Genomic DNA, 25,846 nt, shown 5'->3' on the forward strand with positions numbered 1-25,846 from the left:
TCCGACACCCTGCACAAAAATAGAATTCGTCCCAGCAGTAGGCGTGTAAGTCCCGCTGGCAGTGATGTATTTAACGGCAAGCAGTCTGCCTGTAGCTTGCCCAAGTTGCATGGCGTGATTCGATTGGGTGGCGGCGGCAACGGGTAGTGCGCCGCCTGAGTTACCACAAAGAACCCATGCGGTGAGAGTACTATTCCATTCGACTTCTACCAGTCCATTGGCGATGATCTCTCCACCCTGCAATGCTTGGTTTGCATGAGAGTAAAGTGGATATGCTGTGTTGCCGTTGGGTGCAAATGTGGATGCCCCTGTGTTGGCTGTTTTAGCCTTAAACGTCAGACGCATGCCATCAATGAGCGTTGGTAACTTAGGCACATAGGACGCCACATAGGCATTTGCGGAGCCCGTGTCTGCGGCGTAAGTCATCGTGCTTTTTTGAATTGCATCAACGATGCCGCTTACTGGAAGGAATGGCGCATTAGCAGCCAAAGAAATGTTTGACGCGGTGATGGTAGTCGCACCCTGAGCAACGGTGATCACCCATGCCGCCGTATATCCAGTGTCTACCGATGGAGTTGTCTGCGTGCCTGTTGTAGCTGCCACGCCTGCCTTCAGATCTACCGTGCACACACCTGATCGAACCGTGTTCTGCGCCGTACCAGCGTTGTTTGGACCGCTGTACGCTACTGATGGGTTGGCTGCATTGTAGTAAGGCAGCACGGTAGAGCCGGAATCTACATCACTGTAGGTCACCTGAACCAAATAGTTAACGCTCTGGCCTGAAGTAGTAGGTGCGGTCAGTGTGAACGATGTCTGACTGAGGATAATCCCTTGCTTAAGAATAGTGTTCGTGGTATCTGCGGCGATAGAAGAATAGGCCGTAGTGTCAACGTTCTGGACACTATAAATTTCACCACTATCAACTGTAATCACCATTGATGCAGGGCTTGTCGGTGCGCATGTCAGGCCACGCAGATAGGTGTTTGTTCCCATCATGGCCGCAGAAAGTTTACTGAGCGCAATCATTGTGTATTTGTTGGTATTGAGCAGATCGGTTTCAAGCGGAATTGCACCAGGATAAATTATTTGGCGATCCATTTATTTCTCCAAGAAATATGATGTCTACCCAGCGTATTAATTCTGAGTTGGTTGAATGTTTTTGATGGGATTAAAGAGTTATTGCAGACGAACCCACACGATAGTGCCTTCCATTTTCACTGCCGCTACGGCTTCGTAGACCTGTGCATCAGTAATAGAACCAGTAATCATGCTTTGTGACGCATATTCGCCACGAGAAGGTGTGCTGTAACCTGACGGAGTTGAACCATAGCCTGCGACATACGGTATCCCTGAGCCTGTCGGCCTGAAAGCAGTAACAAACGCCTGATAAGGTATCAGCAATGAGCCATAGCCACCTGCTACACCATATCCTATTGCAGGGCCGCCGTAAGAACCAGTGTCAGCAGGTCTTTGCGGTTCGAAAATAATCGGTGTCTTCCCTGTTAAATCGAAAAGAATGTCATTTATTGCCTTACGTGTTCCTCGTTCACGCAGAATATTTATTTTGATTGCATTTCGGAATATATCGTCAGATTGGCCTGATGCTCTTTGCAGGTTATTACCAAAAAAATCATAGGCAATAATGTCCAACCATCCATCTGTTGCGGTGCTTATTCTCGTCTGCAACTGAGCGTAGACATAAAGTGAATAACACCACGTCAATGCCTGAGCACATGCAGTGAGTATTGCAGTAACAAATGGATGGTCGTCACCGAACCATGTTGGGGGAAGTAACGCCCTCAGTCGTGTAAGAATATCATTTTGGTCACCAGTCGCCATTTAGCTCACCGAAATTGTACCGGCACGAATAACCTGCGCCCCTGATGCTGCGAGGTCAGAAGTGCCACTGTTGAGGGTAACTGCTGAGACGTTTGTTACGAGAGAGCTTGCTCCGTATGCAATGGTAGCCAGTTGCGTATAGGGCAACAACTGGCCGAGAGATAAGCTCGCGATATAAGTCTGAATTGCCTCTGTAACAATTGTCACTATGTCTGAATGGGTTGCAGATGAGTCAGTGGTAATGACCATCACAACATTGGCGGTTACCAGCGTCGGCGGGAATACACCAAAGGTGATCGTAAACCCGCGCACGGTATCAATTGCCGCATAAGCAGCGTCGATAAAATCACTGGAAGGTGACCCGCTGCCATCATCAACGACCGCATAAAAATACCCGGGCTGTGCGGTTCCGTCGTAAGCGTAGTTCTCTGTAAGCGTGTATGTCACCCCGCTTTGCATACTGGAAAGCGCATAACCGATTGCTGATTTCGTAGCCTTGGATAATGAGGCGATCCAGAGAACAAACCGATCCCTGAAAGCGTCGTCAGTCTCGGCATCATCACCATTCACAAAGGTTGTAGCATTGGTGACGGTATCGACGTACTGAATGGAACCTGAGATAACCGTGATTGTTCCAGCCTGCGCATTACCATCTGCACCCGCTGTATTGGCCTGCACGGGAACTATCAGCGAACTGACTCCGGCGGCAATAACATAACCAAGTTGTGTCGAGTCATAAGCAGAATTAGTGGTATCCGTTGTTACCGTGTATACCTGAGTCCCGTCAGTGGTTGTAACTTCCGAACCGACTGGAATTAGCGCCTGATTTGTTGGTGTGAACCGACTGAAAGTGACCTGCCCGGTAGCTTGCACGGCTGACAAACGAGTAAAGCTGAAATCTGCCATCCAGCTATCGAGATCATCCCCTGAACAAGTGGCCGCGCGGGTTGTCACCAGCAAATTCACAATGAGTTGCTGTATCCACATCGCCACGCCTGAATTCGACTCCACGATAGCGCGTAAAATACTGCCGATGGCGAGGTCAACAAGTCCGTCCGCGCTGGCTTGCATTGCGGTGACCTGATCGCTCACCAGGGTAGCGAAAGTTTTAATATTTAGTGATGCCACGCGATTACCTCGTTACGTCAAAACTGAGTGTTGCGGGGGTTCCTGAAACGGCATCGGTGTACTGAATGGAACAGGTTACGCCCATATCAATCAGGGTCAGCGCAACAACCGGCTCAGGGGATGTGGCTACGCAGTCCTCAAGCAACATCTGTCCGAGGATCAGCGCCTTCCACTCGTTAACATTGACCGAATCGCCAACCTTCTTGCCAAGCCCCGCCCCGTATTCTGGGTGGAACAGATAATCGCCTGGATTCGTCATCAGCCGCCTTAAAACACGCTGAGTTCCGCGCTCAGTGTCTGAAACTGGGCGCAGGTCACCCGTCGGCGAGGTGCTAATGTCACCGCCGATATAGTGGTAAAGGTCATACATTGGTCACCTACAGCTGAGTAGTTGGAATATTTGTTGAGCCGCTGCCGGTCTGAACGCCGTTGTGAACGTGAGCGTCGAATACTTCACGAATTTTCTGAACTGTGTCTTTCGCACCGTTCTGGTCTTTAATGCTGCCGGAAACTTTAAGGTCTCCATTTATCTGTGTGATTGAGGCGTTGATTGTCAATCCAGATGCCAGGTTGACCGTTCCAGTGCCGTCACCATTCATCACAAACGTTGAGCCTGCGCCGTCGGTGATTGTCACCTTACCGTCATTGGTTAACTTGAATGATGAGCCTGATGGGTCGATAACCCAAAACTGACCAGAAGGCGGAGCAGGGCTGCGGTCAACGTCATTAAAAAACTGCCCTACCGCCATGCCTGCGCCCATCAGGCCAGAGTCAAACTCAACTTCAATAACCGCGCCAATTGCTGGCCCAGCCACTACCCCGTAACCATTTCCCGCCCACATTGTCGCCAGCGGTATCCATCCTGTTTCCTCCCCGGTCGGTTGCAGCTGAACCTTTACGGAATAAGAAGCGGGGTCGTATGCCGTTACCGTCCCTTGCCTTGTTCCGCTCACGCCAGCCCCCGCCTGTTGCGAACGACCCGCTATTGCATTCATTAATGCTTTCACTGTGAAACCTCCAATGCAGGACTGTGGTTTTTCCCTGAGATAGTCATCGTGTAACCCGTATCCCAACTCAATGTACGGCGCACGCTGTCGCAGTAGTAAAGCTGGTCAAACGGACTGGCTGTCCCCTCAATGCGCACCATCGTTTCCGGCGTGAGAAGATTGTCACCAGCAGTAGAGCCGGTGAATTTCATCTCATGCTGAACGACGTCACGATAGATTTTCTGTGCAAGTGCTGATGCTGATTCCGGTGACAACCCGTTGCGGATAACCCGGTAAACCTGCGTTTTGGCAGTTGAGTTACCTGGCGTAGTGCTTTTTGCAGCTTTGGGATACGACGCCACGAACTGTTTGTTTTTGCGCTTTGCATTCCAGCTCAGCACCTCCACTGTCACGCCCTTAGAAATCGTCAGCGCACGGGAGAATGAAAGGTCTTCTGACATGTTGCACTGAGGATAAGCCAGTGCGCCCGGCGGCTGCCAGCGGATCACATAGTTGTCCGCTTTCGCTGGGTCGGTGACCGGAGCGAACACCAGATTCTCTCCATCCACGTAAACATTGAAGTTCTCAATGCCTGCCAGCGTGGTGATCAAGTCCCATTCTGTTTGCTCACCGGTAAGGTGTGCTGAGTCTATTTGGTAAAATTCACCAAATCTGCCCGTCGTTGCCGTGACCACAGGGGTCAGGCCGTGCCGCTGAGCAAGGATTGTCGCTATCTGCGAGCTGGTGTAGTTCTTGAAGCTTTCCCCCGCAGACTTGGCATCTATCATCAGCCCGGTAAAGTCACGTCCGTCAGCCACAATCTCAAATCGTGCAGGGTCAAAGTGCCAGGTGTCGATGTTGCCAACAATCAGCCGTTTTTCATCTGTCCCCGACTGGCTGATAACGGAAACAGAAAGCTCAACCTTAATGGTGGTCTGTGTTGCCCAGTAATTAAGCAGACCCATATCTGCCGGGAGTGCGGAGGTTGCCAGCGTCAGGCTAAACGTCCCCGCGCCTCGGAATGAATTGCTCTCGACATCAAATGAGACGAACGGAACCTCTACCCCATTTAAAAGACAACGCCCGCTGATTTTGCGGGCGCTGGCGGTAATAATCGGATTGTTTACGTCCATTATTGGCTCGTTGGGTTAGATGGGATGATGATCGTGTTGATACCGGTCAGTTGCGGGTCTGTCAGGTTGTTTGCTGATGCCAGGCTGCTCCACAGAGAAGCGTCTCCGTACTGGTCAGATGCCACCTGATAGAGATTCCCTCCGCTGAGTGTCACCGTCTTCACGCCGTCAGCCGTCTGCCCTGATTGCACGTTTTTGTTCAGTCTGCCGAGCACGCTTTGAAGACTGTAAAGCGCCGGAGTTCGGGTTGTTAAATCGGCCTGAGTCAGTAAATTACTGATGGTTTTTGATATCGGATTACCCGGCACCAAACCGCCAAGCGTGGTGATATCGCTCGCCGCTGATTCAAGCACTGCAAGTTGCTGCTGCACGATAGTTTGCGCTGCAATAATGGGTCTGACGATGGTTTGAACCGTGTCCACCGTGGCGTGAGCGATGTCTGTAACTGCTTTAACAGCGGTTTGTACCGTCGTTACTGCCGATGTAACTGAAGACACGTCGATAATATCTGACAGTCCAAGCGCAGTGCCAACATCGCTGTTTACCAGAGCATCAAGCGCACCTGTCAATGCATCCACGCGCAGAGGTGAAGCGTTGTTCGATACTACGGCCACTTCAATCGTGTATGGCCTGCGGTAGATGAACTCATACGTTGGCGTAAAAGCGGTGATGACCACGGTGAAGCTGTAGCCATCCAGCGTCAGAGTTACTTGCTCCCCTGCATCGCGCATTCTCTCAAGTGCCGTAACCCGGTCACCCGATTGCGCCCCTGTAAAAATGCCAGACCACGACAGCGGGTCATACTCCACACCCAGAACGTCAATCGTGCGCTTACCGCCGATCATCTGATGCAGAACTGTCTTCTGTTTGCCAGGTATCGCAATACGCTCAGGGACTTCGAAATCGAGAAACTCGAAGCCCCCGAGAATTAGGCGTGTTGCTGTTGGATCTAACCCCTGTGCGAAGTTATTCAGTGCGCTTGTGAACGACATGATTACTCCGTGCGTGAATGATTACACTGATCAAATGTCAGGATGGTTGTTTGTTACGAGGGGGATTATGTTGTTACTTCAATTTAAACAAGGATGATTTTATGCTGCACACGGCTCATTTTTTATGCCCAGTAAATCCGAGCACAATAAGTCAGTTTCAAGCGATATGCTTGCAAGCTCTTTCCAACGGGGCGACCTCATTACAGGTTCACATCTCAAGCGCAGGAGGAGATCTGGTTGCTGGGTTCACTGCCTACCATTTTTTGAAATCACTACCCATTCCAGTAATCACACACAATCTAAGTAACGTTGAATCTGTGGCTAACGTGATCTATATGGCTGGCACTGAGCGCCGCGCCAATCCAGGCTCAAGATTCTTGTTGCACCCTCTGCACTGGGGATTCAATACCGCAGTTGCTGACCACGCCAGAATGGTTGAGTGGTCCAAATGTCTCGATAACGATTTCGACCGTTTTGTTGAGGTTCTCAATAGCGAGTCGCAAAGAAACGATATCGGCTGGGGTGACTTGATTAACGCTGCCACCATATTGGACGCCGACACCGCCGCCGCCAGTGGAATGGTTACATCGGTGGCAAGTGCAACACTGGCCGACTCCGCCGTTAATTGGTGGGTAACCTGCTGACATAATTATTCTCCATTAAAAAACCCACCGATTGGTGGGCTAGTTGGTTGAGACTGCGCTTACTTGGCCTGAATAGGTCATCAGCATTGATGAGTCGAAAGCACTCGTGCCAGATGGGGCTTTAGTCGCTTCTCGCGTCATTCCTTTCATAACTGTAGCCACGATCACTTTGCGGCCTTGATCAGTCATAAGCAGATTTACGGGTTGTTCTTGCGTTGTGGTCGGTTTAGGTGGAACTGCGGGTACTTGGGAACTACGAATACTGCTTTTCATTCCATTGGCATAATCCTGATCTGATGTAGGCTTCTGCCCCCCACGCCAACCGGCATTGGCTGCTCCATAACTTCCCGCCGTAGTTGATGTGTCAAACTGCGGGAGTTTAGTAGGCATATTTGTTGTCGTTGGCTTTGGTGTTAAATCTGGGTGAATATCTACACCGGGTATTTTATTTAAATATCCGATTATCGTATCGAATAGTTTTTTAAATCCTGCCTCAATCTTATCTGAGAAAGTTTGTAGGCTATTCCAAATCCCCCAATTACTGATGTGATCACCTACCTGCTGCAACCTTTTCCAGATATCCGACATTATTCCGCCAAATTCTTTCCCCATTTGGATACCAGCAGGCTTTATCTTGTCCCAGTTTTTGTAGATGAGAAGCCCCGCACCCGCAGCAGCGATCAATGCCCAGACCACTGGCCCACCAAGTAGTGCAGTGAACGAGCTTAACATTCCAATAGAACCGACCAGCCTTGCAGCCATAATGGTTGCCCCAAGAAGCATAATGCCCCCCGAAAGCAGTGAAAGGCCGCCGATTGCAGCTGTTGAGTACATGGCAATTTTAGTAGCCCACGGATTGTCTTCGGCAAATTTGCTGACTTTATCCATAAAATTAGCCAAGCCAAGCGTAACACTGGTAAGAGTTGGAATTAGCTGAAGACCAAGCACCGCCTTAACGTTCGTCCACGCAGAAGATAGTGCGTTGGCCGCGCCATCAGGAGCATTAAAATAGTTACCAAATAAAGCCTGACCAGACATTGTATTTCTAAAAATATGTGAATCTTTTTTAAACTTACTTGCGTTAATTATGTTTTGCCCGAGGAATTCACCAGTGCTTCTATTGAAATTTTTAGTAATCATTTCAGCCACTTCAGTATCGGACATGTTTTTACCGAAGCGCTCCCTGATTCTCTCAGCCATTACCGATACAAGCTGGTCAGGGTTAGGGAACATTCTTACGAATTCATCTTTTAGCCCCCCACTAAGTAACGACTCCCCACCAAGACTTTGCATATAAATCTGACGCTCTGCTGGTGACATACCGCTCATGGCGTCTTTCATCATCTTCATTCTGGCTTTGCTGACACCCTCCTCAGACATGCCTAACTCAGCCAGAAACCCCTTGGCTTTTTTATCCATGTGACCACCAATTAAAGAACTAAAGGTCGTCATTAGTCGCGTGCCTGATTTGTTACCCCCATTATCCATTGACATCATCCCGGCGAAATTACCATAGAGATACTCGGGAGATAATAGGGAATAGGCCATTTTCCCTGTTTGTGATGCAGCAAGAAAATCCTTAGGGCTAACCCTTCCCTTTGACGCAAATTGCACTTGCGACATCATTGTTAATTCTTTACTGAACTCTTTAGGATCGTTAATAACCGCCCCGCCTCGGTGCTCAAGCGCTTTGGCGGCAGCATTCACCATTCCGTCTTTAGCGTGCTCACCAAGTGCCATGCCGATAGTTGATTCATATTTTGCAAATGTGGGAGCCATTTCTATAGAGTGGTGTAAATCACCAAAAGCAGTATGCAAGTCCTGAATTAGTCTGATATTACCGGCGATCGTCGTTCCCATGACTTGGTGTGAAATGTTCTGTGCAGTGGAATTAACCAGGGCGTTATCCTGAACGGTAAGGTTCAGTGTCTTGAAGTCGTTCTGTGCTTTTACAAGGTCATTGGCCGCCTTAATGGTAGCGTCCAGACCTTTGGTGATCATCAAGCCAACGCCGACCAAAGCGCCGCCTGCAAGGGTCATTTTGCCAATCTGAGCCATGCGCTCTTGAAATATCGCCGCCTGTTTATTGGTATCGCCGAATTTACGTGAAATCGCCAGTAAGCCAGCAGTTACGTTCTCTGTTAGCGATACTTTAACCGCGACTTTATATGCTTCGATATCCATACAGGCTCCGAATTTAGGTAATAAAAAACCCAGCCTAATTGCTGGGTTTTAGGGTTGGGGGAAATTTTTAATTACATGATGAGTAAGATGGGTAATTGGCATTTTGGATTAGATTACTAATAGCATCCATTCCAGCCCGTGATTTGGAAGAGTTAACAGAAAATCCTGAAACATTCACCTCATCACTTGAGGAGGAATAGCTGCCAGTCGGTAGCCTCCAATCAGGTTTTAAATTAAACTTCTTAGCAACTTGGTTACCGGCGATTTTATCAGCTTCGTTTTCTTCAACCCCTTTACTTATAAGACTGGCTAGACTTTTATCATATAAGTTAGTTATATCAATATCGCGCTTTGTCATTAGGTTTTCTTTTTTTGCAGCGTATACAGACCACTCAACCCCTTTCCCATTTTTAGTCCACAGACCTATATCGGCTTTAGGCATAAAGTAAGCATGTCCGATTTCCCTAAATAAAGGTGCTTCATTCTTTGATATATTAGAATTTAATAGCGAAATTTCTATAGAGTCAGCACCGCTTTCCTTAGCTGCTTCAGCGGCAGCCATCATGGTAGCAGCCCAGGAACTCTGGTCTCCATTAGATACTGATACATCAACCCTTGCCAATTTGTGATTATCTGTGAATAAGGAGCTAATGAATAAACACTCGACAGTAAAAGGGACAGACTCAATTTCTTTTAATGGCGATGAGGTAATACCTACTTCAGGTACTTTTTCATCTATATTTGCAGGAGCCGAAATTACGCCAATGTTTTGCTCATCGCCGCTTGATGACTGTTTATTCTCACCTTGCGTGTAAACCACCACACCGATGAAAACTACAAGCAAGAAAGTGGCTATTTGTCCGAGTGTGATTTTACCTTTGTTAGGCTTAATGGCCTTCTTATTTGACTCCATCGACCATTCTTCCCGTGCTTGAGAAGTTGCATCCTCTCTGGAAAAACCTTTTCCCATTATCTGGACTGTTCTTCGCTCTATAAACTCATCTTTCCCTTCGTTACTGTTCATCCCTAACCCTCATCAATTTTGATAATCAGAGAATAGCACCGGCCTGCTGCAAGGCAACGCAAAATGGTTAGGCACTGATCAAATGTCAGGATAACGCCCCTAAGATGGGTCTTTTGGGCATGCCACTTCGGAGGAGGCATTACGCAGCAGCTCTTGGTAAGTGGAAGAAGCTAAGATCGAATCAGCTATCTGAGCAAAGTATTCGTGATTTTGAAGAAACTCTTCTAAGCCAACCGCCGGGTACAGAACCCAAAAGCGTCTGATAAATTGCAGATCGTCCATAAATCCTCCTGCGCAAAAAAACACACGGTTAAGCGGGGGCAATAAAAAACCCTCCGTAGAGGGTTTGGGTTTTGATGATTTTTAGTTAACTAGCGACATCTACGCCGAGGGTCTTTTTAAGGCGCTCATGAATCTCGCAGGCAGTAATAAAGTCAGAGTTAACCTCCTTCATTACTGTTTCACCCGCGCTGTCTTCCAGCACGACCCAGTAAGCGTACTCGTCGTTGCCTTCATCATTTTCACAAGTGAGGACAGAGAATTTAACGGTAACGCTGTCACCTTCTACACGATGGCGGCTTTTAGCTAGTAACGTGTCACACAATACACATAGTCCCATTTCATCATCCTTATGCGGCAACGCCGCTAATACCAAGCATCTTGGAGAGTTTTGTTAAGCCTTTGGCGGTAACGAGAGCCTGCTCTGTCACTTTCTCGCTACCATCATTGCGCAGAACCGTGTGCACTTTATGTTCCAGATATCCCGACTGAATTTTGTCCTGATATCCGACCCACGTTTTGCTGCCAAGCCGTTTGTAAATCCAGCGATTCTCTGACATAAGGCGAAAAAGGAATTTCGGCTGAACCTGCAAGTTTTTCGCAGCATCCGTAATGCACAAGGCACCGTCTGATTTTGCAATACGCTCCAACGCCTCAACATCCGGCTGCATCACTTCTACCTTATGTTCGAGCGCGATCACCTTTTCGCTGTAGGTCAACAATGTACCGCGAAGAAACTCAGGGTCGTTAAGTGCAACCATGGGGTCAAAAGCAGGTTGCAGCTTCCCGGCCTTAAAGTCGAGGAAGGTCTGGTTAACTTTCAGACGGTATGACGCTGAAATCCAACCGGCATACTCTACCGCCAGAAGTTCATGGGCAAAAGTGCCACCGTGACGACCTTCTTTTTTAACTACCGAGATCACGGTAGTTTGCTTATCTAGCTCGTTCATCAGGTTCTGTGTACTTTCAAGGGCAAGCCAATAAGTTGGCCCATCCTTTTTCTCACCACCGCTAGCCTTGTGAAGTGCATTCAGGTTAAACCGCCCTTCTGCATCCGTGGTAATGTCAACGCCAGCGATGACAGGCAGTGATTTCTTTGCTACATTTGAATCAGTCATTAAAGACCTCGCAGTTTGATTTGACATGACCGCCAACTCCACATTGGCGGTTTTTCTTTTTGCGCCATCCCATACGCCTTTCAGTGAATCCTCCCAGATTTTGAAGCCCTCTCCAGAGCGAGATTCAGGCTGTAAGTAATCGCCCCTACAGATTTGATCCGATCTACCAGCTCAGCCGCCAAAGGCGAACCGAGCGCCCTGAGCGATGGTGAAAGTTTCTCATTCCATTGCCTGTAGATTACGTCCATGTGTCGCTTTGCCACTCCTGCGTTACGTGCGTACATCTCAAAATCGAATGCTTGATAACAATTCCCTGTGGCAACTTCGCGATCCAGAATGTCGAGCACCCAGCGGCGGAATTCTTTAGCCTTGGGCGTTCTGGCGAACATTGCTACAAGATGCGCACCGCGAAGTGAAAACACCCGTGATTCTTGCATTCCTTTAGGGGTGGTCATCTTGACCACCCCTGACATATTCTCTGTAAATTCATCAGAATGGCGTGAGTAGATGCGCTGAACAGCCTTGTCATCAGAATACTCTAGCGCCTGCCCAACCTCAGAAGCGGTCAGCCAGATTTGACCAGACATCTCCATATAGTTGAATTTTGTGTTGTGGAACTGAAGTTGGTTATTCGCTATACTTTTCATGTTGGTTGCTCTCGATAAGTTACTGACGCCGAAGCCCTGACTATCGCAAGTAGTTGGGGCTTCACTATTTTTACGCTGCATTAGAAGTTCTCTCCTCACGCAAGCTTTTCGCCAGTCGCTGAACAATCGCAGAGTTGATTGAGATGCCATCCATCTCCGCCTGTTTACGAATTTCATCATCCATACGCTCAGGAAGACGCAGGTTGAAAACTACATTTTTACGGCCTGTATAAAGTACATCGTGCATTTTTGATACCTCATTTGGGATTAACTTGCCACCATTGATATTAATTTAACACCATTGCGTATGGTGTCAAGTACCCACCATAATAATTAAAATCTTCATAGGTGGTCGAAATGTCAAAGTACCCAAGCCAAATGCAGGACAAATTTAATCTTCGATTCCCGGATGGGATGCGAGAGGCTATCGCTGAGAGAGCTAAGGCCAACGGCAGATCAATGAACTCTGAAATAATAGAGATGATTAGCAATTCTCTTTTTTCATCTTCCATTGGTAACGACGCTGTAGGCTATATCCTTGAGATGACCAAGCAAAACGACATGAATGAACTATCAGAAGAAGAAAGAGATCATCTAATGTCTATGCTTATGCAGGTAGCCAGCAAGCTTTCAGTTAAAATTGAAAAAGAAAGCGTAAACCTTCGTCAGGTTTTGGATTTAATCTCGCAAAACAAAAAGCCCACCTGAGTGGGCTAAATCAGGTCGTCATAACCAGCATCAGGATGAATTGGCGAGCCGCCTATCAGCCCGTTAACGGTGGCCTTACCGATAATCTTTTTGATGAACTCGCCGTTATGCACGACTGCTGGCCCGAGTACCGGTCTTGGAGGCATCTTTGGCGTTCCGAATTCAAACCAAGGTGCTCGCTCATCTTTGGAGCCGATGACAGCTTCCAGCCCTTCCGTTTCATGCTCCCATGACTCCCTGAATTGCCCTGTTCTTTCAAGTGGTGCATCAGAGGGAAATCCCTTTCTCGCCTTATCTGCTTCGGTGCTATCAGCCAACTGATCCCACTCATTGAATGGGCCTGCGGCTGGCTGATAGTGCCCAATCTCTGCTTTTGCAGAGGCCTCTATGCGCTTAGCCACTTCTTCAAGTGCATTGTGCATATTGGATTTAATAGCGATATCCACAGCGGCAAACTGAAGTGCAGCCCCAAGAAATCCATCTAATTCTTTCATTCTTGTTTCTCCCACTCCCATGAATGCCAGTTGAACTTGCCGCCTTCAAATTCTGAAAACACGATGGACATCGCGTCTCTCTCATGAGGCATGAGAGTTTCAACATCAAAAGCTACACTGAACGGAACCCCGTTTTTCATAATCCAGCACCTGCCTCGAAAATCGGGGTTCTGTGCTAGTTTTTTATTGCAGCTTGCCTATCTTTTGCCGCAATCGCAGCTTCAGCAATTTCATTGAAGTGAGAGAGCACCGCATCCATACCATCTTTACCCAGAATGGTGATCATGCCATCAATCTGAGCCTGATTAGACGGGCAGGCATACTCATCGCCATCAATGCTCTCAACTTTTGCTGCTGGGAAGGCAAACGTATACATGTAGACGTTATTGGTTGCGGCCTCCGACCCCACGGCGAGAACTAAGCGAGATTCTTGCAGCGGATTCAGTTCACGAAACTTAATGACACGACCTTGTGCGTCGACTACCTGATTAGGTTTAGCCTCGGCAACCGGCGCTTTTTCTTCTGAGTTCTGATGCACTTTTACATTAGCCATTTTATTCCCTTATCAGCCGACTTTCTTGCGGCGGTTAGCAGTCCAGGCGAGGACTTGATCGACTTCTTTATCACCGGATTTCTTACCGGCATCAGTGAGGTGATATGAGACACCCTCATAGCGATAAACGCTTACTGTGCCATCAGATTCTGTGATGGTTTCAGTGATGGTCCCGCGCTGCTGGTCAATACCGTTGAAGTAGTTGTCCTCCCACTGCGCCCAGAAGTCATCAAGCGTCCCATCCATGCGTTTAGCAGTGATGGTGCCATTCCAGCCTGTAGGGATTTGCAATTCATCGGTGATGCCGTTGAGAGGCGTGATTTTGTTGGTGGTTAACTGAGGTTTTGAGTCGAAGTCCATGATTTTAGGAATTCGAAGTTTTCCGGTAGGCGTGTTGATGTCGACGGCGACATCACGACCCATTGTGTAACCTAAGCTAGGCATTGGCGCACTCCAAAAAGAAAACCCGCCGAAGCGGGTCTAGGGGTTATTAGTTAGAAACTGTGACGGAGACGCTGCCGCCGCCTTCCAGGTTGATCAGGAAGTAGCGAACCACGTTAAGGTATTTGACCTGTACGTCGGCGATCATGTATCCCAGCGCGACTTGAGAGTCTGGATTGTTTGATGCGTCGATTTTCACAGAGAACGCTGGACCACCATTCGGATCACCAATCATGCCTTGCAGTTCAAGGTTCGACAGGAACGATTCGATAGTGCTTTTGGTTTCACGACGCAGTTCAGCGGTATGATTCTGGCCAACGACATCACCAAAGCTCGCCGCCAGTGTCAGGGCAAGGTAGTTGGTCATGCGGGTGTAGGTGTCATCGTTGGTCGAACTCAGCGAACTGGTGTTGCGACCTGAGCGCATGCCGTAGTAACTACCGCCAGGGCATGGGTTTGTGATGACATCTAAACGAGCCGAGTTAATCGCGCCGATTTCCGTAAGTGAGTACGGCTGATTTGCCAGATTTCGTTGCGTGGAAATCACGGTACTGATTGACTTGTTCAGCGTTGAAATATGCGGTGAACGGGATGCAATATTAGCGGCTTCGAAAGTGGCCGGAGCAATCATCCGGTTGACACCGTTAACGGTATCTTTCCAGTAAGGCCAGTCGCCAACAATAGCCTTGAAGGCGTAAGTATCTACACCTGCGGTGTTGAGAAGCGTTGAAAGTGCTGAGTAAGTCGTTCCCGCCGCGCCCTGCCCGATGACGTATGAGCCTTCATCCAATGCGAACGTTGCCATAGTCGGCCATGACGTAGAGTCAGTCACGTCAACGAGGTTGATCACCTGCGAGTTAGTACCGCGCAGTGCATACATGCCCTTACGGGTAGTGCTTGTGCCATCGGTGCCGAGTAATACGGTGTCGGTGATGGTTGTTGTGCCATCGGTGCCACCAGCCAGCGTATACGTCAGGGTGGTGTTTGGCAGGTCTGTACTCGTACCAACTGTAGCCACAGCCAATTGGCTTGCACCGCGCACGCTGGTTTGTCCGTCGTTCACCGCGCTGACAAGGTTCGTCCAGAAATCCGCACCGGTTCCGGTCAGATTATCGAATACCTCAGCACTTTGATCTGGCAAGTTAATCGTCAGTTTGTACGAGCCAACGGCCGTACCCGATGTGATAGCGGCCTGCATGGTATTGCCACGAGTGCCTGTGTAAATAGCGGTCAGTGTAGCGCCGGTAACAGGTTCACTGGCTACGTCCTTCACAGGAATACTTGCGGCCACGTCAGTACCGTCAGTAACGCGCACGCAATTGAGGTTTGTCGCACCCAATTGCAGAGAGATTGCTACAGCGGTGGAAAGGTCATATTTCCGCACTTGCTGAGCGCCGAGATATTGAGCCTGATCGTTAGCCGAACCGATGAGATAAGCGCTGTTTACCGGCCCCCAACTGCCAATCCCTACAATACCGAGACCATTGCTTGCAACGCCGTTGATATAGCGGGTTTTCGGAGCCACCACCTGAACGTACAAATCAGGAGCCGTGAGCGCCGTCGTATTTAAACTGCCTGACTGATAAATCGGCATGTTTTTACTCCAATAAAAAACCCGCTCAAGGCGGGTTCTGATGTGAATTTAGGGAGAGGATTTAAGCGGCGCGTTTAATCACGTATACAGCCTGTTCGCCTTCAATAATCTCTTTAATCAGTGATACGTCTGTAATCTCTTCACCGATTTTGTAATCAGCAAAGGCGTGGCGAACGACCAGGATGAAACCAAGACTATCCGTCGTTAACTTGCTCGCCGTGCTCGAAGCGGTTGAGGTGGCAACAGGTGCCAAATCGTCAGAATCTGCCATGTTTTACTCCAGAATTGTTTTGATGGGGTTGTTTGATGTGTCTGCAATATGCATGACAGGTGCCACGACCTGAGCGGCATCGATTGTTTGGGTTGTTGCGTAATTTACGGTGTAGATAAAGTCACGCCGGTAGACGAGATAGTTCTCGCTGGCATCTGACTGAAATGATCGGGTGTAGACCATATACGACGGTGCGCCGTCAGAGAGTGAAATATTGCTCTCTTCTGACAGGGCTATATCGAGCACTGAGGCCATTGTGTCGCGCAGCGCGGGCGTAGGTGCCCAGATGGTTATCTGGAAGTCTTTGGCCTGCCTGCGTAGTTCTCTGGCTGCCGTACCGATACCACCAGTGCGAGCCACGATTGAATTTCCGCTTGGGATTGTCACGACAGCGCCGACACTCGTTGCTCCGGCTATCTGAATTGCCATTGCTGTTGCAATTGTCGTCAGCGTGTCACTGCTCTGAACTGAGTAGTGATAGCCGACTTCATCAATCAGGAAATAGACATTCGTTGGTGTTGATACCGCACCACTGAACGTAACGGTATGTCCTGAAACGGTTACAACTAACGTTGGCGTTCCGGTGGTGATGACTCTGTAAGGTCTGCCGAGAGTTTCGCTGACTTTCTTCTCAGTTGGCAGTGGGTAGACGGAAATATGAACGCCCCCTGCTTTGATATCAGTTTGAAGCTTATTCGGAACCGGCCAGCCCGGGTAAACCTTCACAATGGAGCCGGTAATGCTCGGTGCGCCGGTTCCGTTTGGGTAAGCCACTGCCGCAGCCTTAGCCGCCAGCAGGTTCATTACGTCTGATTGGTCAGCCATATCACACCAAAGCCTGCATGGCAGTTACACGCCACCCCATGTCAGTGAGTTCAGCGCTGGAAACTACGTATCTGCGATCAATGTCATCGGTGATGATGTCACTCGTTCGCAGGATGATGTCGCCGTAAGATGGGAACAAAAGCAGATACCACGGCGTTTTCGCATCTGCTGGCAGGTTAACCGGCGATTTCTCACCCTTGGTGCCATTCAGAATGCTGGCAGGCCATCCCGTCATCAGCGCGACTTCGTTTTCTGCCGTTGTTCCACCGTATCCAATCACCCCGCCTGCATCTTCCTGACTGGTTCGAAGTACCGAGATAATCCGGTTGGTCTGAACGCAGTAAATAGGCAGCGTCGTTTGCATTGCAGCCACAAAGAACATGCCGTCTTCGGGAGAGGAAAGGAAATCGCCAACAACGAACTGACGCCCATCAAATACCCCAATCCACGTAGCCTGACCGTACTTGTTTGGCGCGTTATAGTTGAAGGTAGTAGTGAATGAGGCGTGAAGCGATTGTAGCGGCGTGGTTTCAAGAGGATTGAAAGCGCTGGAAGCCCTGAACTGCTGAGCCACATAACCAATCCTTTGTGCCGCTTTGCCGTTGCCGATATAGACTTTATCTCTCAGCTTCGCTGCGTCCATATCAGCCCCTTACCAGTCGTGTTCCACCACAGCCGAGAGCGGGACCAGGTGCCGCACCGAGAAACTCACACATCTGGCGTCGCCAGAGATTAAAAAGCTTCATTCGGTCGTTGACTTCATTTTTGTTATGGAACCATACGGCGGCTTGGTCGGTGTCAAGGTTGTCGCTTGAGTCGATAACGGCCGTCTCAAGGGCGCTAATTTTGGTGAGATAGTTATCCAGAACGCTCTCTTCACTTGCACTAAGCGACGTCAAGCGCTGATAGAGAGACATGGTGACCATGCCAAACTTCACGTAAACCAAATCTTGATTGACCGTGATAGGCATCGTGGTTCCGCTAAGTTGATAACCCATGTACCGGCGAACGTCAGTCATTTGAGCGTCTGTTAATGCCATCTCATTCACCCTCAGTTGATGTTTCCGAGCCTTTAGCTTTGGTTTTCTTCTTCCCTGCTTCTTCAAATAGCGTGTGTTCTTCAGTCAGGTCAGACTTGTTGATCACCACGTATCCCAGCGGATTTGCATCCGTGGTTTCGGTGGTCACCTTTACGGTTTCGATAATCATTCTTAATCCTTAGGTAAGGGGGCGAATTTTGCCCCCTGTATCTTTGATTAACCCAGCAGCATTGCAATGTGGTTGGATTTGATAGCCTGGCAGCCCCATGCAAGGCGCACGTGGTAAACCAGCTGCATGTACTGACGGTACATGGCGATGTCAAACACGATGCCCGACACGGGGTCAGTTACCTGAATGACGTCTTCAGCCATATCCATCGCGCGACCATCTGGACCGATAGGCATTTGCGGTGAGCGGGTGATCAGCTGAATCGCACTTGAGCTGAATGACAGGTTAGGCGTTGCAGTTGCGCCCAAAGTCACTGCTGTAGCTGAAGCAGGGATTTCTTGCAGCAGACCGGGTGCAGCCAGAGTGATAACTCCAGGTGCAGAAATGCCGCCAGCAACAACATATTTGTTTGCATCGCCAGCAAAGGTCACTGTGCCACCAGCCAGAACAGTACCGGTACCGGTGATCAGGGTGATTGCTGTTGCGCCAACTGCGTAACCTGCGGTATCGGTGGTATAACTTGCACCGGTTCCTTTAGTTACTGCCGTCACAGCGTTAGAGTTGCGGATCATCTGACCTTCCAGAGAACCAATCACGCCTCGGCGCAGCAGGTCTTCTGTACCAGATTCATTCACTTTGAACAGGACGTTTTGTTTACCGCGCAGGTTGGCAATCGCGCTTGAACCAAGAACGAGGTTCAGGTCAGATTGTGGTGCGCCGTTATCATCCAGAATCTTACGAACCTGAGCGATATCAGACAGGTCGCCAGCAACACCGAATGGTGCAGTTCCTGCGGTACCGTAAGCACGTGATGCGCCCTGATATGCGGTGTTGAACAGATCGACTTCAATCTGGTTGGACAGCGTACGGAATGCCTGTGAGAACTGGTTCATCAGTAGTCCGCCGTAGGTACCAGCGTTATTCATACCGCGCTGTTCTTCACCATTCCAGCGGATCGGATAGTGCTTCGATTTGCTGATGGTCATGGTGACGTTGCCGATGGTCTGATCCCCGGTGTTTGGTGCTGTTACGCCTGGGGTGTTATCCGCCAGCGCCGCTTGTGGTGCGATTGGGATCATGATTGTTTCATCCAACGCAGCGCGGGCGGCACTTGAGTTGCGTGATACAGCCGGGATGAAGCCGATTTGCTCGCGAGAAACAATATCCAGCGCTTCGTAAATAGTCGGGATGAGACCCGTCAATGTGTTTGCCATGAGGCATATCTCCAGATTTGTTTAAATGAGTGAATTTTTCTTTGCGTCGAGCCATCCAGCCCATTCGCGAGCCCCATCCGGGGATATTTCCAAATAAAAAAAGCCAAGTTTTTAGGCTTGGCTTTGGCACTAGTTACGGCTGGTGTTAATCAACGAAGGTGACTTCGCCTTTTTGGGCTGACTTCGCCATCGCTAGTTGATCTGTTTGTGACATGCTATCGAACTGAGATCGGGTCACTGTGCGTTTACCGCCCTGCGAACCACCACCCTGAGCGCCGCTACCGGATGAGCCGCTACCTTTCAGGATGTGGTCTTTGTGGGGATAGGCATCCACGAGGATTTCCAGCGCTTCATCAAACCCTGCCAATTCGCCAGGTGATGAGCGGCTGTAGATTTTGTTACCAGCACTGTCTTTAGCGACAATCTTCCCTTCTTCCAGAGAAAATGCGCTGCCGAACTTGGCCTGTACGAGGTCAGCCGGAATTGCAAAACGCTCGCCGATGAGTTTTGAGCGGGTGAATGCGCCGCCGACTTTCTCACCGTGCAACTCTGCTTCCAGACGCTCAGATTTCTCAACGTATGGCTGATATTTCTGCTCTAAAGCTTTCGCGACTTCGGTTTTAACCTTTTCGATTTCACCGGCATCAACCAATTTTTTAGAGTCGAGGTTCTCAATAACTTTAAGCGCCTTGCGGGCGGCGTCAGGGTCTGCAATCCCATCAAAAGATTTCAGAGTGTTCTCTGCTGTTTCCGCACGTTCACGATGTGACTTTGCTTCGGCATTGAGTCGCCCAATTGTCGAGACGGTACCCACTGCATCGAAAGCCACTTCTTTGCCATCGTCATGCACGTATACAGGCTTGCCATCTTGAACAACTACATGGCCTTGTTCGTCGAGTTTCAGTTTCATACTGGTCATCCAACCTTATTTCGTGAGCCATCCGACTCGGTGCGCTGGTCTGCATCCGCAGGTTTCAGCAATAAAAAAGCCCACGCGTTATGCATGGGCTGGTATGGGGTAAAATACTTACGCGCTGAGCTGAGTCGTTCCCGGCTTAGGCGGTTGTGATTTGATTTTTTCCTGCTCATCTGTCCACTTCACATCAGGGCTAATCATCCCTCGGCGCTGGATTTCAGTGAACAGGGTTTCATTGGATAGCGTTCCGGCGACATTCATTTCCATCAGAATATCGGCTGAAGCTTCTGCAAGCGATGCTGCGCCGAAGTCTCGGAAGATAGATATGCTTCCGCCTTTGGCCTCTTTAATCCAGTCAGCGAGCAACTGGATGGCCTGATTAGCTGCATCTTGTAGGTCGCCAACAATGCGCTGCAATGCGCAGGTTCCAGACTCATCCTCAGCCATTGTTTGAGCTACTGTGATCCGCCCAGGCTTAACGACAAGGAGTTCCGCGCCGATTTGCCGCATCTTGTCTTCGAGGTCAAGAATGTAGAGACGACCTGACTCGATTGCCTTACCTGAGTGCTCTACATATTTGAGGTCGGCGCTATCTTTGTCAGAGATAACTGCGCTGGCCGCGCCAACGGTAATATCTTGGCCGCTGTCCATCCCTTTACCAAACAGAATCGGGACGCGGGCAACATGCAGAATGGTCTGCTGGTCGCTTTTCGTCTGCCAGTGCTCTACGTTCAGGTAAGCAAGCTCTGCCATTGGAGGGCGTGAGCGCATGAAGCCAATCTTCTCGCCGTAAATCGGCACGAAAGGTATTTTCTGAAGGCTGGTAGTGCCTTTTTCATGCAGTAGCCACTTTTTCTCGTGCGTAACCGGGTCTTCTTTCTCGCGGTATGTCCGCCACCGACCAATATCCAGCACCCTCACCTGCTCAATGATTTCTTCTTTGAACTCATCTTCTGGCGACGTCTCGGCCACCATTTCCACGAAACGCAGCTTGGTGATCGTCTCATAGCCATTAATGCGCTGTGACTGGAAATCAAGCAGGCACTCAGCGTCAATTTTCACAAAGTAAGGCCGGAGTCCAAGCGACTTTTCTTCTGCGATGGTTTTGACGCCTTCTGAATGTGGATAGTCAACCAGAATGCCTGCAATGCCGTAGCCGAGAGCCGCCTCGCAAACGTTAGCCAGGAAGCTATGCAGGTTAGTACCTTGCAGGTCGATGTCGTCGAACATCTTCTTAATTGATTCTGGAATGTCTTCGCCGAACGTAATCGGGCGAGAGAAAGGCTTGCCACTTAACACTTCAACCGTGCGAGGAAATGCCGGGAACAGCGTCGCCGTGTCTTTCCTGTTTTTGTAAAAGCCATCATCCTCATTCGGCCATTGCGGCAAATATGTCTTGCCTGCCTGCCGCATTGCTGGTGTGCCGCCGAGCAGGGCAGTAATCATCGGCCAGCACGTGGCGATGGCCTCGATTTTTGCTGACCTTTTACGAACGTCATCAGTCATTTTATTGTCCAATTAAGCAGAGAATGGGCGAACCGTAGTTTTGATTGGTTTCTTGTTGTTTTTGGCTGCTGCGAAGTAACGGAATGCATCAGCGCCGTGAGACGTGAAGTCATGGAGAGGCTTATCTTTCCAGCACCCGCGCTTGGCGTCCCACTCTTTCCTGTAACCTTCGAGGTGCGATACGCCTACTTCGCATTTAGCAGCATCGAAGACGCAGCGAGGTAAGATTTCACGCACTGACTCTATGCCGGTATCAACGCCGACTTTCGGAACGACAGTGAGTGTCATTGAGTAAGTCTGACCGTCAATCTCATAGCCTTCTTTGGCGAGTTGCTTACGCGACTTAGCGTCAGATCCGAATTCACGATTTTCTATATCGTGTGGTACCCAGTGCTGCGCATAGTTGTAGCCGCGGTCTTTCAGCACCTTCATGTAGTGCCTCAAGCCTTCACCGGAGTTTTCGTAGTAATCGATGATGTGGAACTCTTCACCCACCTCACGCACGAACCAGATGGCTGTAGAGTCACTCACGCCGATATCCCAGAACGTGTGAACGGGAAGGTGTGAGTTATCAGGCAGCGAGCCGATCCGCTTGTTGGTGTAGAGGAAGCGGAATTGCTGAGCGTAGTAAGCGCCCTCGACCGACTGCTGGAATGCTTCTGCAGGGATAGTTGGATATTCCCGCTTCATGTCATCGCCGAGCGTTTTCTCTTTGGCGTAGTACCAGGCTTTCTGGCGTTCATCCAAAACAACACCCTGCTTACCCAACATCTCATCGAAATAATCAGTCAGGCGGTCAGGAAGCGCTTCAACAGGGTCAATTGCATACAGCGGATTCTTCCACCAGGAGAAGAAGAAGAACTTCCAATCCAGCGGAGATAACGGCTTGCCTTGCAACTGAGCGTTTTCAGCCGTCTGGCAGTAATCGAAGAAGTAACCAGCGCGACCTTCAGCAGTGCTTTCTATGGTCGCAAAGCATCCGGTAGATACGGCCTCAAACGCGCCTGTGACAATCTCACGGGCTTTGTCTGGATACTTGGCGCATATCTTGCCGAACTCTGAAACGTGCAGGTAACGCAGCGTACCGCCACGAAATGACGTGCTGACGTAGAGTGACCCGCCCTTCTTGAATACCAACTCACCTGCAGAGTCATTGCTCGCAGGGTTAGCTGCTTTAATCTCGTCGGGTAATTTGTCGTATGCGTATTTCACCTTTTCACGGAACAGGCGTTTAGCGTCGTTCAACGTGTGGGCAATCAGGGCGCACTTTGCAGACTCAAACAGCGCAGCATCCAACTGAATGATACAAACCTCAGTCGTGAAGCCGAGCTGGCGAGCCTTAAGAATGATGTTGCGTGTGTGGATACCTTCGAAGTACTCGCGCTGCTCAGGTGTCATCCTAAAGCGAACCGGCTTGCCTTCTTTGTCCGTAATCCAATAGAGATTATTCAGTCGCCAGTCTTTGTCTGCCAGCAACTTGAGGTGCTCAGGTTTCATTACGCCCCCTGAGACAATGAATCCATCAGGTCAGAAAGTTTATCGACCACGTTGTCGCCGGTACTTCCGTCAATGTCATAGGCCTGACGCTCAAGCCCAATGAGGTTTTTCAGGGCATCACTGAGTGCTTTCACTGACTTCACGCGTTCTGGCATGCTGATGATTGACTGGTAAATCTCGTTTAGACGGTCACGGCCATTATCATCAGGGTCAAGCATCATCTCGCCCAACTTACGCAGAGCTTCGACATCAGCGCATTCAGCACCAAGCTCATCGAACAAAGCATTGGTAATGCTTCTGGCTCGTCTGATGTCTCCGCGATGCTCCATACGGACGCTAGCAATAACCTCGGCATTCGCCTCAATCAGTATCCGTTCGGATAACGCCTTTTCGGTGGATACCTGAGTGGATACCTCGCGTTTGGATACCAACGCATCGGCCTTTGCTTTTATCTTTGCCTTGAGGTCACGCTCCCACCCATCACGCTTTGCTCGCTTGTTGATAGCGCCGTGAGTGATGCCGTGCTGTGATGCTAATTCTCGGATGGACATCAAGCCAGCTCGGTACGCCGATTCGATGGCCTCCCAATCTGGTTTAGTCATTTGTTTACTCCAATAAAAAACCGCCCGTAGGCGGTTGAAATCAAGAAATCTTGTTTCGATGGTCTTGCAGGTAATCAGATATTGTACCTTCAAATCCTGGAAGCATTTCAGTTCTCACTATGGCCCTGTTGCCTACATCATACTTTTCGTTGTATTGCTGGCGGGTTAGGTCGAATTGGTCTACTTGAACCAATAGATTGGGTTGTGCTATCCCAGCCTGCTGCTCATCGATTACTTTCACATGGTATGTATCGTTATCAATTTTAATAACATCGTACCTGATTAATCGGCTATCTGTTTTGCTGTTAATGTAATTAGTTTCTACATTCCGATAAATCATGGTGACCTCCTTTTTTGTATGGAGAATACACGTTACCGCTAAGCTTAATATCAAGGAACATGAAATGTTTGTTTAATTGGGTTTCGCAGCATTCATCACGGCTCACGCAGTTAATGTGCCACTTACGGCTTACCCGTCAGCAAGATTGGATCACTCTCCTTTCGGGGATGAACAATCTGTTCCTTGTCGGAGGATTCGTCATTATCAAGCGCCCGGCTACAGACGCTTTGTAATGAAGAGCCGTTGTGAAAGTGGCTCTCACCTCTTCTTGTTCAGCCTTGCATCCTCCATGGCCAGCAACGCATCTAATAGAACTTCTGCGTTATTGACATTAGAAATGCCGCTAGCAATGCGACCACAATCTAAATCACGAAAACCATCCTTCAGATAGCGGCAGATGACTTCAAGTCGCTGCTTTTCGCTATTGGTCATTTCTTTTTAGGCTCCAGTTTCTTTGCCCACTCTTTCGCGATGCGAAGGCAATCGTCAAATAGCTTTCCCTTTCGGCTAGATGATGAGTGAGTATTGTACTGGTCGATTGCTTTGCTAGCCCCCATCGAAGCAACAGCAGGGTCGTAACCCTGCTTAACTAACTCAGCCCTTACGTTTTGATAAATGAAGTCCTGGTGGTTCATGCCATTTCTCCATCAGGGAAGTCGCCCATGTCATTTATCCTGAACTGGATGAGGTCACGTACCAGTTGCTCAGCTTTCTTGATGACCTTTTTCTCTTTCTTGCGACGGGTCATTAGAGCACTCCCCGTTTGACCATGTTCTTCGAATGAGTATTTCTCTGCACTGGCAACGCGATCTTGCATCTGCCTGATAGTCAGATCTGTCAATCCTGAGAAATCCAGAAGATTGATATCCTGACCACCTTCGAGCTGGGTCATATGGTCAAACACCTGAGCCTGTAGCTCGTAGCTGTAGCTCATGGCAATCAGGCAGGCTTCACGCTTTGGAAAGTGGAAACACGGATAAGTACGGCCTTTCTCATCAGTGTAATCTCCAGAAAATTTTGGAGATTGAGTTTCACTCAAAACTTTGGGCACTTTCAGCATCAAGCTGTCATGCCGAAGTTTGCGATACTTCTTGCAAGGGAACGAAAGCCCTTCGGCTTCCGCCTTCGATTGGCGCTCAGCATTGATATAATCAACCATTTCCATGCTGCTCATGGTTGGGGCTTCGCTCGAAGAAAATGCTGTCAATGATGTTTTCATTTCGCTGATACCTTTTGGTGATAGAGCCTGTTCTCCAGATGTAGGCAGCCCAAGAGCGGTCAGCGATAACCACTGCCCTATCTCAAGCTCTACCCCGAAAGGCTCTTGGTGTGTGCGCGGAGAATGCGCGGAATACTGCGGGCATAAAAAAAGGCCGCCGATTGGCGACCTCTTGATATTGGGTGAGCGTTTGTCAGATGAGCTTCTTAGCCAGCTCAACCAGATCGTCGAATACTGCATGGGACTGTGCACCGGCAGCAGCAACCAGCTCTTTCAGTTTCGCCAGTACCGCATCTGTTTCGGTAACTTCTGGTTCTTCTACTACGTCAGCTACCGGTTGAACATCTGCTGCTACTTCTGCTACTGGCTGTTCTACTGCTGCGTCTACTAATGGTTCGGACATGATGGTTTCCTTTGGTGTTGTAGTTTCGGCTGTTGCCGGTTTGATGTAGATGCTTTTCAGCCATGCGAGAAAACGCTTAA

36 protein-coding genes are annotated in these 25,846 nt (G+C 49.3%); 2 read left to right on the forward strand and 34 right to left on the reverse strand.

The window, feature by feature from the left end:
• The 7 genes from J8X26_RS23155 to J8X26_RS23185 form a co-directional block, all read right to left on the reverse strand.
• The coding region (locus J8X26_RS23155) for a phage tail protein (RefSeq protein ID WP_208952056.1) at window positions 1–1,098 on the reverse strand (1,098 nt) is incomplete at its 3' end.
• A 78-nt stretch (window positions 1,099–1,176) separates the two neighbouring features.
• A complete protein-coding gene (locus tag J8X26_RS23160; protein WP_208952057.1) occupies window positions 1,177–1,839 on the reverse strand; it encodes a hypothetical protein in 663 nt (220 codons plus the stop codon).
• Complete coding sequence (locus tag J8X26_RS23165) at window positions 1,840–2,967, reverse strand: baseplate J/gp47 family protein (protein ID WP_307803502.1); 1,128 nt, start codon at window positions 2,965–2,967, stop codon at window positions 1,840–1,842.
• A gap of 4 nt (window positions 2,968–2,971) precedes the next feature.
• On the reverse strand, window positions 2,972–3,226 hold the full coding sequence (locus J8X26_RS23170; RefSeq protein ID WP_244370809.1) for a hypothetical protein: 255 nt from the start codon (window positions 3,224–3,226) through the stop codon (window positions 2,972–2,974).
• Window positions 3,227–3,344: 118 nt separating this feature from the next.
• Entirely contained in the window at window positions 3,345–3,962 is a 618-nt protein-coding gene (locus J8X26_RS23175; protein WP_244370810.1) for a phage baseplate assembly protein V, read from the reverse strand.
• Between the two features lie 8 nt (window positions 3,963–3,970).
• On the reverse strand, window positions 3,971–5,086 hold the full coding sequence (locus tag J8X26_RS23180) for a phage late control D family protein (protein WP_208952060.1): 1,116 nt from the start codon (window positions 5,084–5,086) through the stop codon (window positions 3,971–3,973).
• Window positions 5,086–6,078 (reverse strand): hypothetical protein, encoded by a 993-nt coding sequence (locus J8X26_RS23185; protein ID WP_208952061.1) that lies wholly within the window; start codon window positions 6,076–6,078, stop codon window positions 5,086–5,088. Before J8X26_RS23185 ends, J8X26_RS23180 begins: the two co-directional genes overlap by 1 nt.
• Before the next feature lie 101 nt (window positions 6,079–6,179).
• Here J8X26_RS23185 and J8X26_RS23190 point away from each other — a divergent pair, with 101 nt between their 5' ends.
• Window positions 6,180–6,722, forward strand: a complete 543-nt coding sequence (locus tag J8X26_RS23190; RefSeq protein ID WP_208952062.1) for an ATP-dependent Clp protease proteolytic subunit — start codon at window positions 6,180–6,182, stop codon at window positions 6,720–6,722.
• A 39-nt stretch (window positions 6,723–6,761) separates the two neighbouring features.
• Here the strand turns inward: J8X26_RS23190 and J8X26_RS23195 are convergent, their stop codons facing one another.
• The 7 genes from J8X26_RS23195 to J8X26_RS23225 all read right to left on the reverse strand — a co-directional run bounded on the left by J8X26_RS23195 (window position 6,762) and on the right by J8X26_RS23225 (window position 12,221).
• A complete protein-coding gene (locus J8X26_RS23195; protein ID WP_208952063.1) occupies window positions 6,762–8,906 on the reverse strand; it encodes a hypothetical protein in 2,145 nt (714 codons plus the stop codon).
• Window positions 8,907–8,973: 67 nt separating this feature from the next.
• Entirely contained in the window at window positions 8,974–9,930 is a 957-nt protein-coding gene (locus tag J8X26_RS23200) for a hypothetical protein (protein WP_208952064.1), read from the reverse strand.
• 99 nt (window positions 9,931–10,029) lie between these two features.
• A complete protein-coding gene (locus tag J8X26_RS23205; protein WP_208952065.1) occupies window positions 10,030–10,212 on the reverse strand; it encodes a hypothetical protein in 183 nt (60 codons plus the stop codon).
• 85 nt (window positions 10,213–10,297) lie between these two features.
• Window positions 10,298–10,549: a hypothetical protein gene (locus J8X26_RS23210; protein ID WP_208952066.1), complete on the reverse strand. Its 252-nt coding sequence runs from the start codon at window positions 10,547–10,549 to the stop codon at window positions 10,298–10,300.
• A 10-nt stretch (window positions 10,550–10,559) separates the two neighbouring features.
• Window positions 10,560–11,354, reverse strand: coding sequence for a phage antirepressor KilAC domain-containing protein (locus J8X26_RS23215; protein WP_208952067.1), 795 nt, complete (start codon window positions 11,352–11,354; stop codon window positions 10,560–10,562).
• A gap of 53 nt (window positions 11,355–11,407) precedes the next feature.
• A complete protein-coding gene (locus J8X26_RS23220) occupies window positions 11,408–12,055 on the reverse strand; it encodes a BRO family protein (RefSeq protein ID WP_208952068.1) in 648 nt (215 codons plus the stop codon).
• Complete coding sequence (locus tag J8X26_RS23225) at window positions 12,045–12,221, reverse strand: Arc family DNA-binding protein (protein ID WP_208952069.1); 177 nt, start codon at window positions 12,219–12,221, stop codon at window positions 12,045–12,047. Before J8X26_RS23225 ends, J8X26_RS23220 begins: the two co-directional genes overlap by 11 nt.
• A gap of 110 nt (window positions 12,222–12,331) precedes the next feature.
• Here J8X26_RS23225 and J8X26_RS27930 point away from each other — a divergent pair, with 110 nt between their 5' ends.
• Window positions 12,332–12,682 (forward strand): Arc family DNA-binding protein, encoded by a 351-nt coding sequence (locus J8X26_RS27930; RefSeq protein WP_208952070.1) that lies wholly within the window; start codon window positions 12,332–12,334, stop codon window positions 12,680–12,682.
• 5 nt (window positions 12,683–12,687) lie between these two features.
• Here J8X26_RS27930 and J8X26_RS23235 read toward each other — a convergent pair whose 3' ends face one another.
• The 20 genes from J8X26_RS23235 to J8X26_RS23330 form a co-directional block, all read right to left on the reverse strand.
• Window positions 12,688–13,176: a hypothetical protein gene (locus J8X26_RS23235; RefSeq protein WP_208952071.1), complete on the reverse strand. Its 489-nt coding sequence runs from the start codon at window positions 13,174–13,176 to the stop codon at window positions 12,688–12,690.
• Window positions 13,173–13,316: a hypothetical protein gene (locus tag J8X26_RS23240; RefSeq protein WP_208952072.1), complete on the reverse strand. Its 144-nt coding sequence runs from the start codon at window positions 13,314–13,316 to the stop codon at window positions 13,173–13,175. The genes J8X26_RS23235 and J8X26_RS23240 overlap by 4 nt, the downstream gene beginning before the upstream one ends.
• A 35-nt stretch (window positions 13,317–13,351) precedes the next feature.
• The gene (locus tag J8X26_RS23245; protein WP_208952073.1) at window positions 13,352–13,729 is read right to left on the reverse strand and encodes a hypothetical protein; all 378 of its coding nucleotides are present in this window, start codon (window positions 13,727–13,729) and stop codon (window positions 13,352–13,354) included.
• Between the two features lie 12 nt (window positions 13,730–13,741).
• Window positions 13,742–14,152 carry a hypothetical protein gene (locus tag J8X26_RS23250; protein ID WP_244370812.1) on the reverse strand — a complete coding sequence of 137 codons (411 nt, stop codon included), beginning with the start codon at window positions 14,150–14,152 and terminating at the stop codon, window positions 13,742–13,744.
• Between the two features lie 67 nt (window positions 14,153–14,219).
• The gene (locus J8X26_RS23255) at window positions 14,220–15,764 is read right to left on the reverse strand and encodes a phage tail protein (protein WP_208952075.1); all 1,545 of its coding nucleotides are present in this window, start codon (window positions 15,762–15,764) and stop codon (window positions 14,220–14,222) included.
• A 61-nt stretch (window positions 15,765–15,825) separates the two neighbouring features.
• Window positions 15,826–16,035: a hypothetical protein gene (locus tag J8X26_RS23260; RefSeq protein ID WP_208952076.1), complete on the reverse strand. Its 210-nt coding sequence runs from the start codon at window positions 16,033–16,035 to the stop codon at window positions 15,826–15,828.
• A gap of 3 nt (window positions 16,036–16,038) precedes the next feature.
• Window positions 16,039–16,860: a hypothetical protein gene (locus tag J8X26_RS23265; protein WP_208952077.1), complete on the reverse strand. Its 822-nt coding sequence runs from the start codon at window positions 16,858–16,860 to the stop codon at window positions 16,039–16,041.
• Between the two features lies 1 nt (window position 16,861).
• Window positions 16,862–17,503 carry a hypothetical protein gene (locus J8X26_RS23270; protein WP_208952078.1) on the reverse strand — a complete coding sequence of 214 codons (642 nt, stop codon included), beginning with the start codon at window positions 17,501–17,503 and terminating at the stop codon, window positions 16,862–16,864.
• A 1-nt stretch (window position 17,504) separates the two neighbouring features.
• The gene (locus J8X26_RS23275) at window positions 17,505–17,900 is read right to left on the reverse strand and encodes a hypothetical protein (protein ID WP_208952079.1); all 396 of its coding nucleotides are present in this window, start codon (window positions 17,898–17,900) and stop codon (window positions 17,505–17,507) included.
• A gap of 1 nt (window position 17,901) precedes the next feature.
• Entirely contained in the window at window positions 17,902–18,069 is a 168-nt protein-coding gene (locus tag J8X26_RS23280) for a hypothetical protein (RefSeq protein ID WP_208952080.1), read from the reverse strand.
• A 47-nt stretch (window positions 18,070–18,116) separates the two neighbouring features.
• Window positions 18,117–19,283, reverse strand: coding sequence for a P22 phage major capsid protein family protein (locus J8X26_RS23285; RefSeq protein WP_208952081.1), 1,167 nt, complete (start codon window positions 19,281–19,283; stop codon window positions 18,117–18,119).
• 145 nt (window positions 19,284–19,428) lie between these two features.
• Window positions 19,429–20,193, reverse strand: a complete 765-nt coding sequence (locus tag J8X26_RS23290; RefSeq protein WP_208952082.1) for a DUF6651 domain-containing protein — start codon at window positions 20,191–20,193, stop codon at window positions 19,429–19,431.
• A gap of 117 nt (window positions 20,194–20,310) precedes the next feature.
• A complete protein-coding gene (locus J8X26_RS23295; protein ID WP_244370814.1) occupies window positions 20,311–21,705 on the reverse strand; it encodes a DUF4055 domain-containing protein in 1,395 nt (464 codons plus the stop codon).
• A 12-nt stretch (window positions 21,706–21,717) separates the two neighbouring features.
• Window positions 21,718–23,202: a terminase gene (locus J8X26_RS23300; RefSeq protein ID WP_208952083.1), complete on the reverse strand. Its 1,485-nt coding sequence runs from the start codon at window positions 23,200–23,202 to the stop codon at window positions 21,718–21,720.
• Window positions 23,202–23,804 (reverse strand): hypothetical protein, encoded by a 603-nt coding sequence (locus J8X26_RS23305; RefSeq protein ID WP_208952084.1) that lies wholly within the window; start codon window positions 23,802–23,804, stop codon window positions 23,202–23,204. Before J8X26_RS23305 ends, J8X26_RS23300 begins: the two co-directional genes overlap by 1 nt.
• A gap of 40 nt (window positions 23,805–23,844) precedes the next feature.
• Window positions 23,845–24,144, reverse strand: a complete 300-nt coding sequence (locus J8X26_RS23310; protein ID WP_208952085.1) for a hypothetical protein — start codon at window positions 24,142–24,144, stop codon at window positions 23,845–23,847.
• Between the two features lie 258 nt (window positions 24,145–24,402).
• The gene (locus tag J8X26_RS23315) at window positions 24,403–24,576 is read right to left on the reverse strand and encodes a hypothetical protein (protein ID WP_208952086.1); all 174 of its coding nucleotides are present in this window, start codon (window positions 24,574–24,576) and stop codon (window positions 24,403–24,405) included.
• Window positions 24,573–24,779: a hypothetical protein gene (locus J8X26_RS23320; protein ID WP_208952087.1), complete on the reverse strand. Its 207-nt coding sequence runs from the start codon at window positions 24,777–24,779 to the stop codon at window positions 24,573–24,575. The genes J8X26_RS23315 and J8X26_RS23320 overlap by 4 nt, the downstream gene beginning before the upstream one ends.
• Window positions 24,776–25,363 carry a Rha family transcriptional regulator gene (locus J8X26_RS23325; RefSeq protein WP_208952091.1) on the reverse strand — a complete coding sequence of 196 codons (588 nt, stop codon included), beginning with the start codon at window positions 25,361–25,363 and terminating at the stop codon, window positions 24,776–24,778. Before J8X26_RS23325 ends, J8X26_RS23320 begins: the two co-directional genes overlap by 4 nt.
• A 193-nt stretch (window positions 25,364–25,556) precedes the next feature.
• On the reverse strand, window positions 25,557–25,846 hold a 290-nt coding region (locus J8X26_RS23330; protein WP_208952088.1), incomplete at its 5' end, for a hypothetical protein.

Origin of the sequence: Rahnella sp. ChDrAdgB13, from assembly GCF_017655185.1 — a bacterium.
In the GTDB taxonomy this organism is placed as follows: domain Bacteria; phylum Pseudomonadota; class Gammaproteobacteria; order Enterobacterales; family Enterobacteriaceae; genus Rahnella; species Rahnella contaminans.

Excerpts from the sequence above, each read along its gene's own strand:
- J8X26_RS23160 (WP_208952057.1), bottom strand. The coding sequence starts at position 1,839 with ATGGCGACTGGTGACCAAAATGATATTCTTACACGACTGAGGGCGTTA.
- J8X26_RS23170 (WP_244370809.1), bottom strand. The coding sequence starts at position 3,226 with ATGACGAATCCAGGCGATTATCTGTTCCACCCAGAATACGGGGCGGGG.
- J8X26_RS23175 (WP_244370810.1), bottom strand. The coding sequence starts at position 3,962 with ATGAATGCAATAGCGGGTCGTTCGCAACAGGCGGGGGCTGGCGTGAGC.
- J8X26_RS23180 (WP_208952060.1), bottom strand. The coding sequence starts at position 5,086 with ATGGACGTAAACAATCCGATTATTACCGCCAGCGCCCGCAAAATCAGC.
- J8X26_RS23185 (WP_208952061.1), bottom strand. The coding sequence starts at position 6,078 with ATGTCGTTCACAAGCGCACTGAATAACTTCGCACAGGGGTTAGATCCA.
- J8X26_RS23190 (WP_208952062.1), top strand. The coding sequence starts at position 6,180 with ATGCTGCACACGGCTCATTTTTTATGCCCAGTAAATCCGAGCACAATA.
- J8X26_RS23195 (WP_208952063.1), bottom strand. The coding sequence starts at position 8,906 with ATGGATATCGAAGCATATAAAGTCGCGGTTAAAGTATCGCTAACAGAG.
- J8X26_RS23200 (WP_208952064.1), bottom strand. The coding sequence starts at position 9,930 with ATGAACAGTAACGAAGGGAAAGATGAGTTTATAGAGCGAAGAACAGTC.
- J8X26_RS23205 (WP_208952065.1), bottom strand. The coding sequence starts at position 10,212 with ATGGACGATCTGCAATTTATCAGACGCTTTTGGGTTCTGTACCCGGCG.
- J8X26_RS23210 (WP_208952066.1), bottom strand. The coding sequence starts at position 10,549 with ATGGGACTATGTGTATTGTGTGACACGTTACTAGCTAAAAGCCGCCAT.
- J8X26_RS23215 (WP_208952067.1), bottom strand. The coding sequence starts at position 11,354 with ATGTCAAATCAAACTGCGAGGTCTTTAATGACTGATTCAAATGTAGCA.
- J8X26_RS23220 (WP_208952068.1), bottom strand. The coding sequence starts at position 12,055 with ATGCAGCGTAAAAATAGTGAAGCCCCAACTACTTGCGATAGTCAGGGC.
- J8X26_RS23225 (WP_208952069.1), bottom strand. The coding sequence starts at position 12,221 with ATGCACGATGTACTTTATACAGGCCGTAAAAATGTAGTTTTCAACCTG.
- J8X26_RS27930 (WP_208952070.1), top strand. The coding sequence starts at position 12,332 with ATGTCAAAGTACCCAAGCCAAATGCAGGACAAATTTAATCTTCGATTC.
- J8X26_RS23235 (WP_208952071.1), bottom strand. The coding sequence starts at position 13,176 with ATGAAAGAATTAGATGGATTTCTTGGGGCTGCACTTCAGTTTGCCGCT.
- J8X26_RS23240 (WP_208952072.1), bottom strand. The coding sequence starts at position 13,316 with ATGAAAAACGGGGTTCCGTTCAGTGTAGCTTTTGATGTTGAAACTCTC.
- J8X26_RS23245 (WP_208952073.1), bottom strand. The coding sequence starts at position 13,729 with ATGGCTAATGTAAAAGTGCATCAGAACTCAGAAGAAAAAGCGCCGGTT.
- J8X26_RS23250 (WP_244370812.1), bottom strand. The coding sequence starts at position 14,152 with ATGGGTCGTGATGTCGCCGTCGACATCAACACGCCTACCGGAAAACTT.
- J8X26_RS23255 (WP_208952075.1), bottom strand. The coding sequence starts at position 15,764 with ATGCCGATTTATCAGTCAGGCAGTTTAAATACGACGGCGCTCACGGCT.
- J8X26_RS23260 (WP_208952076.1), bottom strand. The coding sequence starts at position 16,035 with ATGGCAGATTCTGACGATTTGGCACCTGTTGCCACCTCAACCGCTTCG.
- J8X26_RS23265 (WP_208952077.1), bottom strand. The coding sequence starts at position 16,860 with ATGGCTGACCAATCAGACGTAATGAACCTGCTGGCGGCTAAGGCTGCG.
- J8X26_RS23270 (WP_208952078.1), bottom strand. The coding sequence starts at position 17,503 with ATGGACGCAGCGAAGCTGAGAGATAAAGTCTATATCGGCAACGGCAAA.
- J8X26_RS23275 (WP_208952079.1), bottom strand. The coding sequence starts at position 17,900 with ATGGCATTAACAGACGCTCAAATGACTGACGTTCGCCGGTACATGGGT.
- J8X26_RS23280 (WP_208952080.1), bottom strand. The coding sequence starts at position 18,069 with ATGATTATCGAAACCGTAAAGGTGACCACCGAAACCACGGATGCAAAT.
- J8X26_RS23285 (WP_208952081.1), bottom strand. The coding sequence starts at position 19,283 with ATGGCAAACACATTGACGGGTCTCATCCCGACTATTTACGAAGCGCTG.
- J8X26_RS23290 (WP_208952082.1), bottom strand. The coding sequence starts at position 20,193 with ATGAAACTGAAACTCGACGAACAAGGCCATGTAGTTGTTCAAGATGGC.
- J8X26_RS23295 (WP_244370814.1), bottom strand. The coding sequence starts at position 21,705 with ATGACTGATGACGTTCGTAAAAGGTCAGCAAAAATCGAGGCCATCGCC.
- J8X26_RS23300 (WP_208952083.1), bottom strand. The coding sequence starts at position 23,202 with ATGAAACCTGAGCACCTCAAGTTGCTGGCAGACAAAGACTGGCGACTG.
- J8X26_RS23305 (WP_208952084.1), bottom strand. The coding sequence starts at position 23,804 with ATGACTAAACCAGATTGGGAGGCCATCGAATCGGCGTACCGAGCTGGC.
- J8X26_RS23310 (WP_208952085.1), bottom strand. The coding sequence starts at position 24,144 with ATGATTTATCGGAATGTAGAAACTAATTACATTAACAGCAAAACAGAT.
- J8X26_RS23315 (WP_208952086.1), bottom strand. The coding sequence starts at position 24,576 with ATGACCAATAGCGAAAAGCAGCGACTTGAAGTCATCTGCCGCTATCTG.
- J8X26_RS23320 (WP_208952087.1), bottom strand. The coding sequence starts at position 24,779 with ATGAACCACCAGGACTTCATTTATCAAAACGTAAGGGCTGAGTTAGTT.
- J8X26_RS23325 (WP_208952091.1), bottom strand. The coding sequence starts at position 25,363 with ATGAAAACATCATTGACAGCATTTTCTTCGAGCGAAGCCCCAACCATG.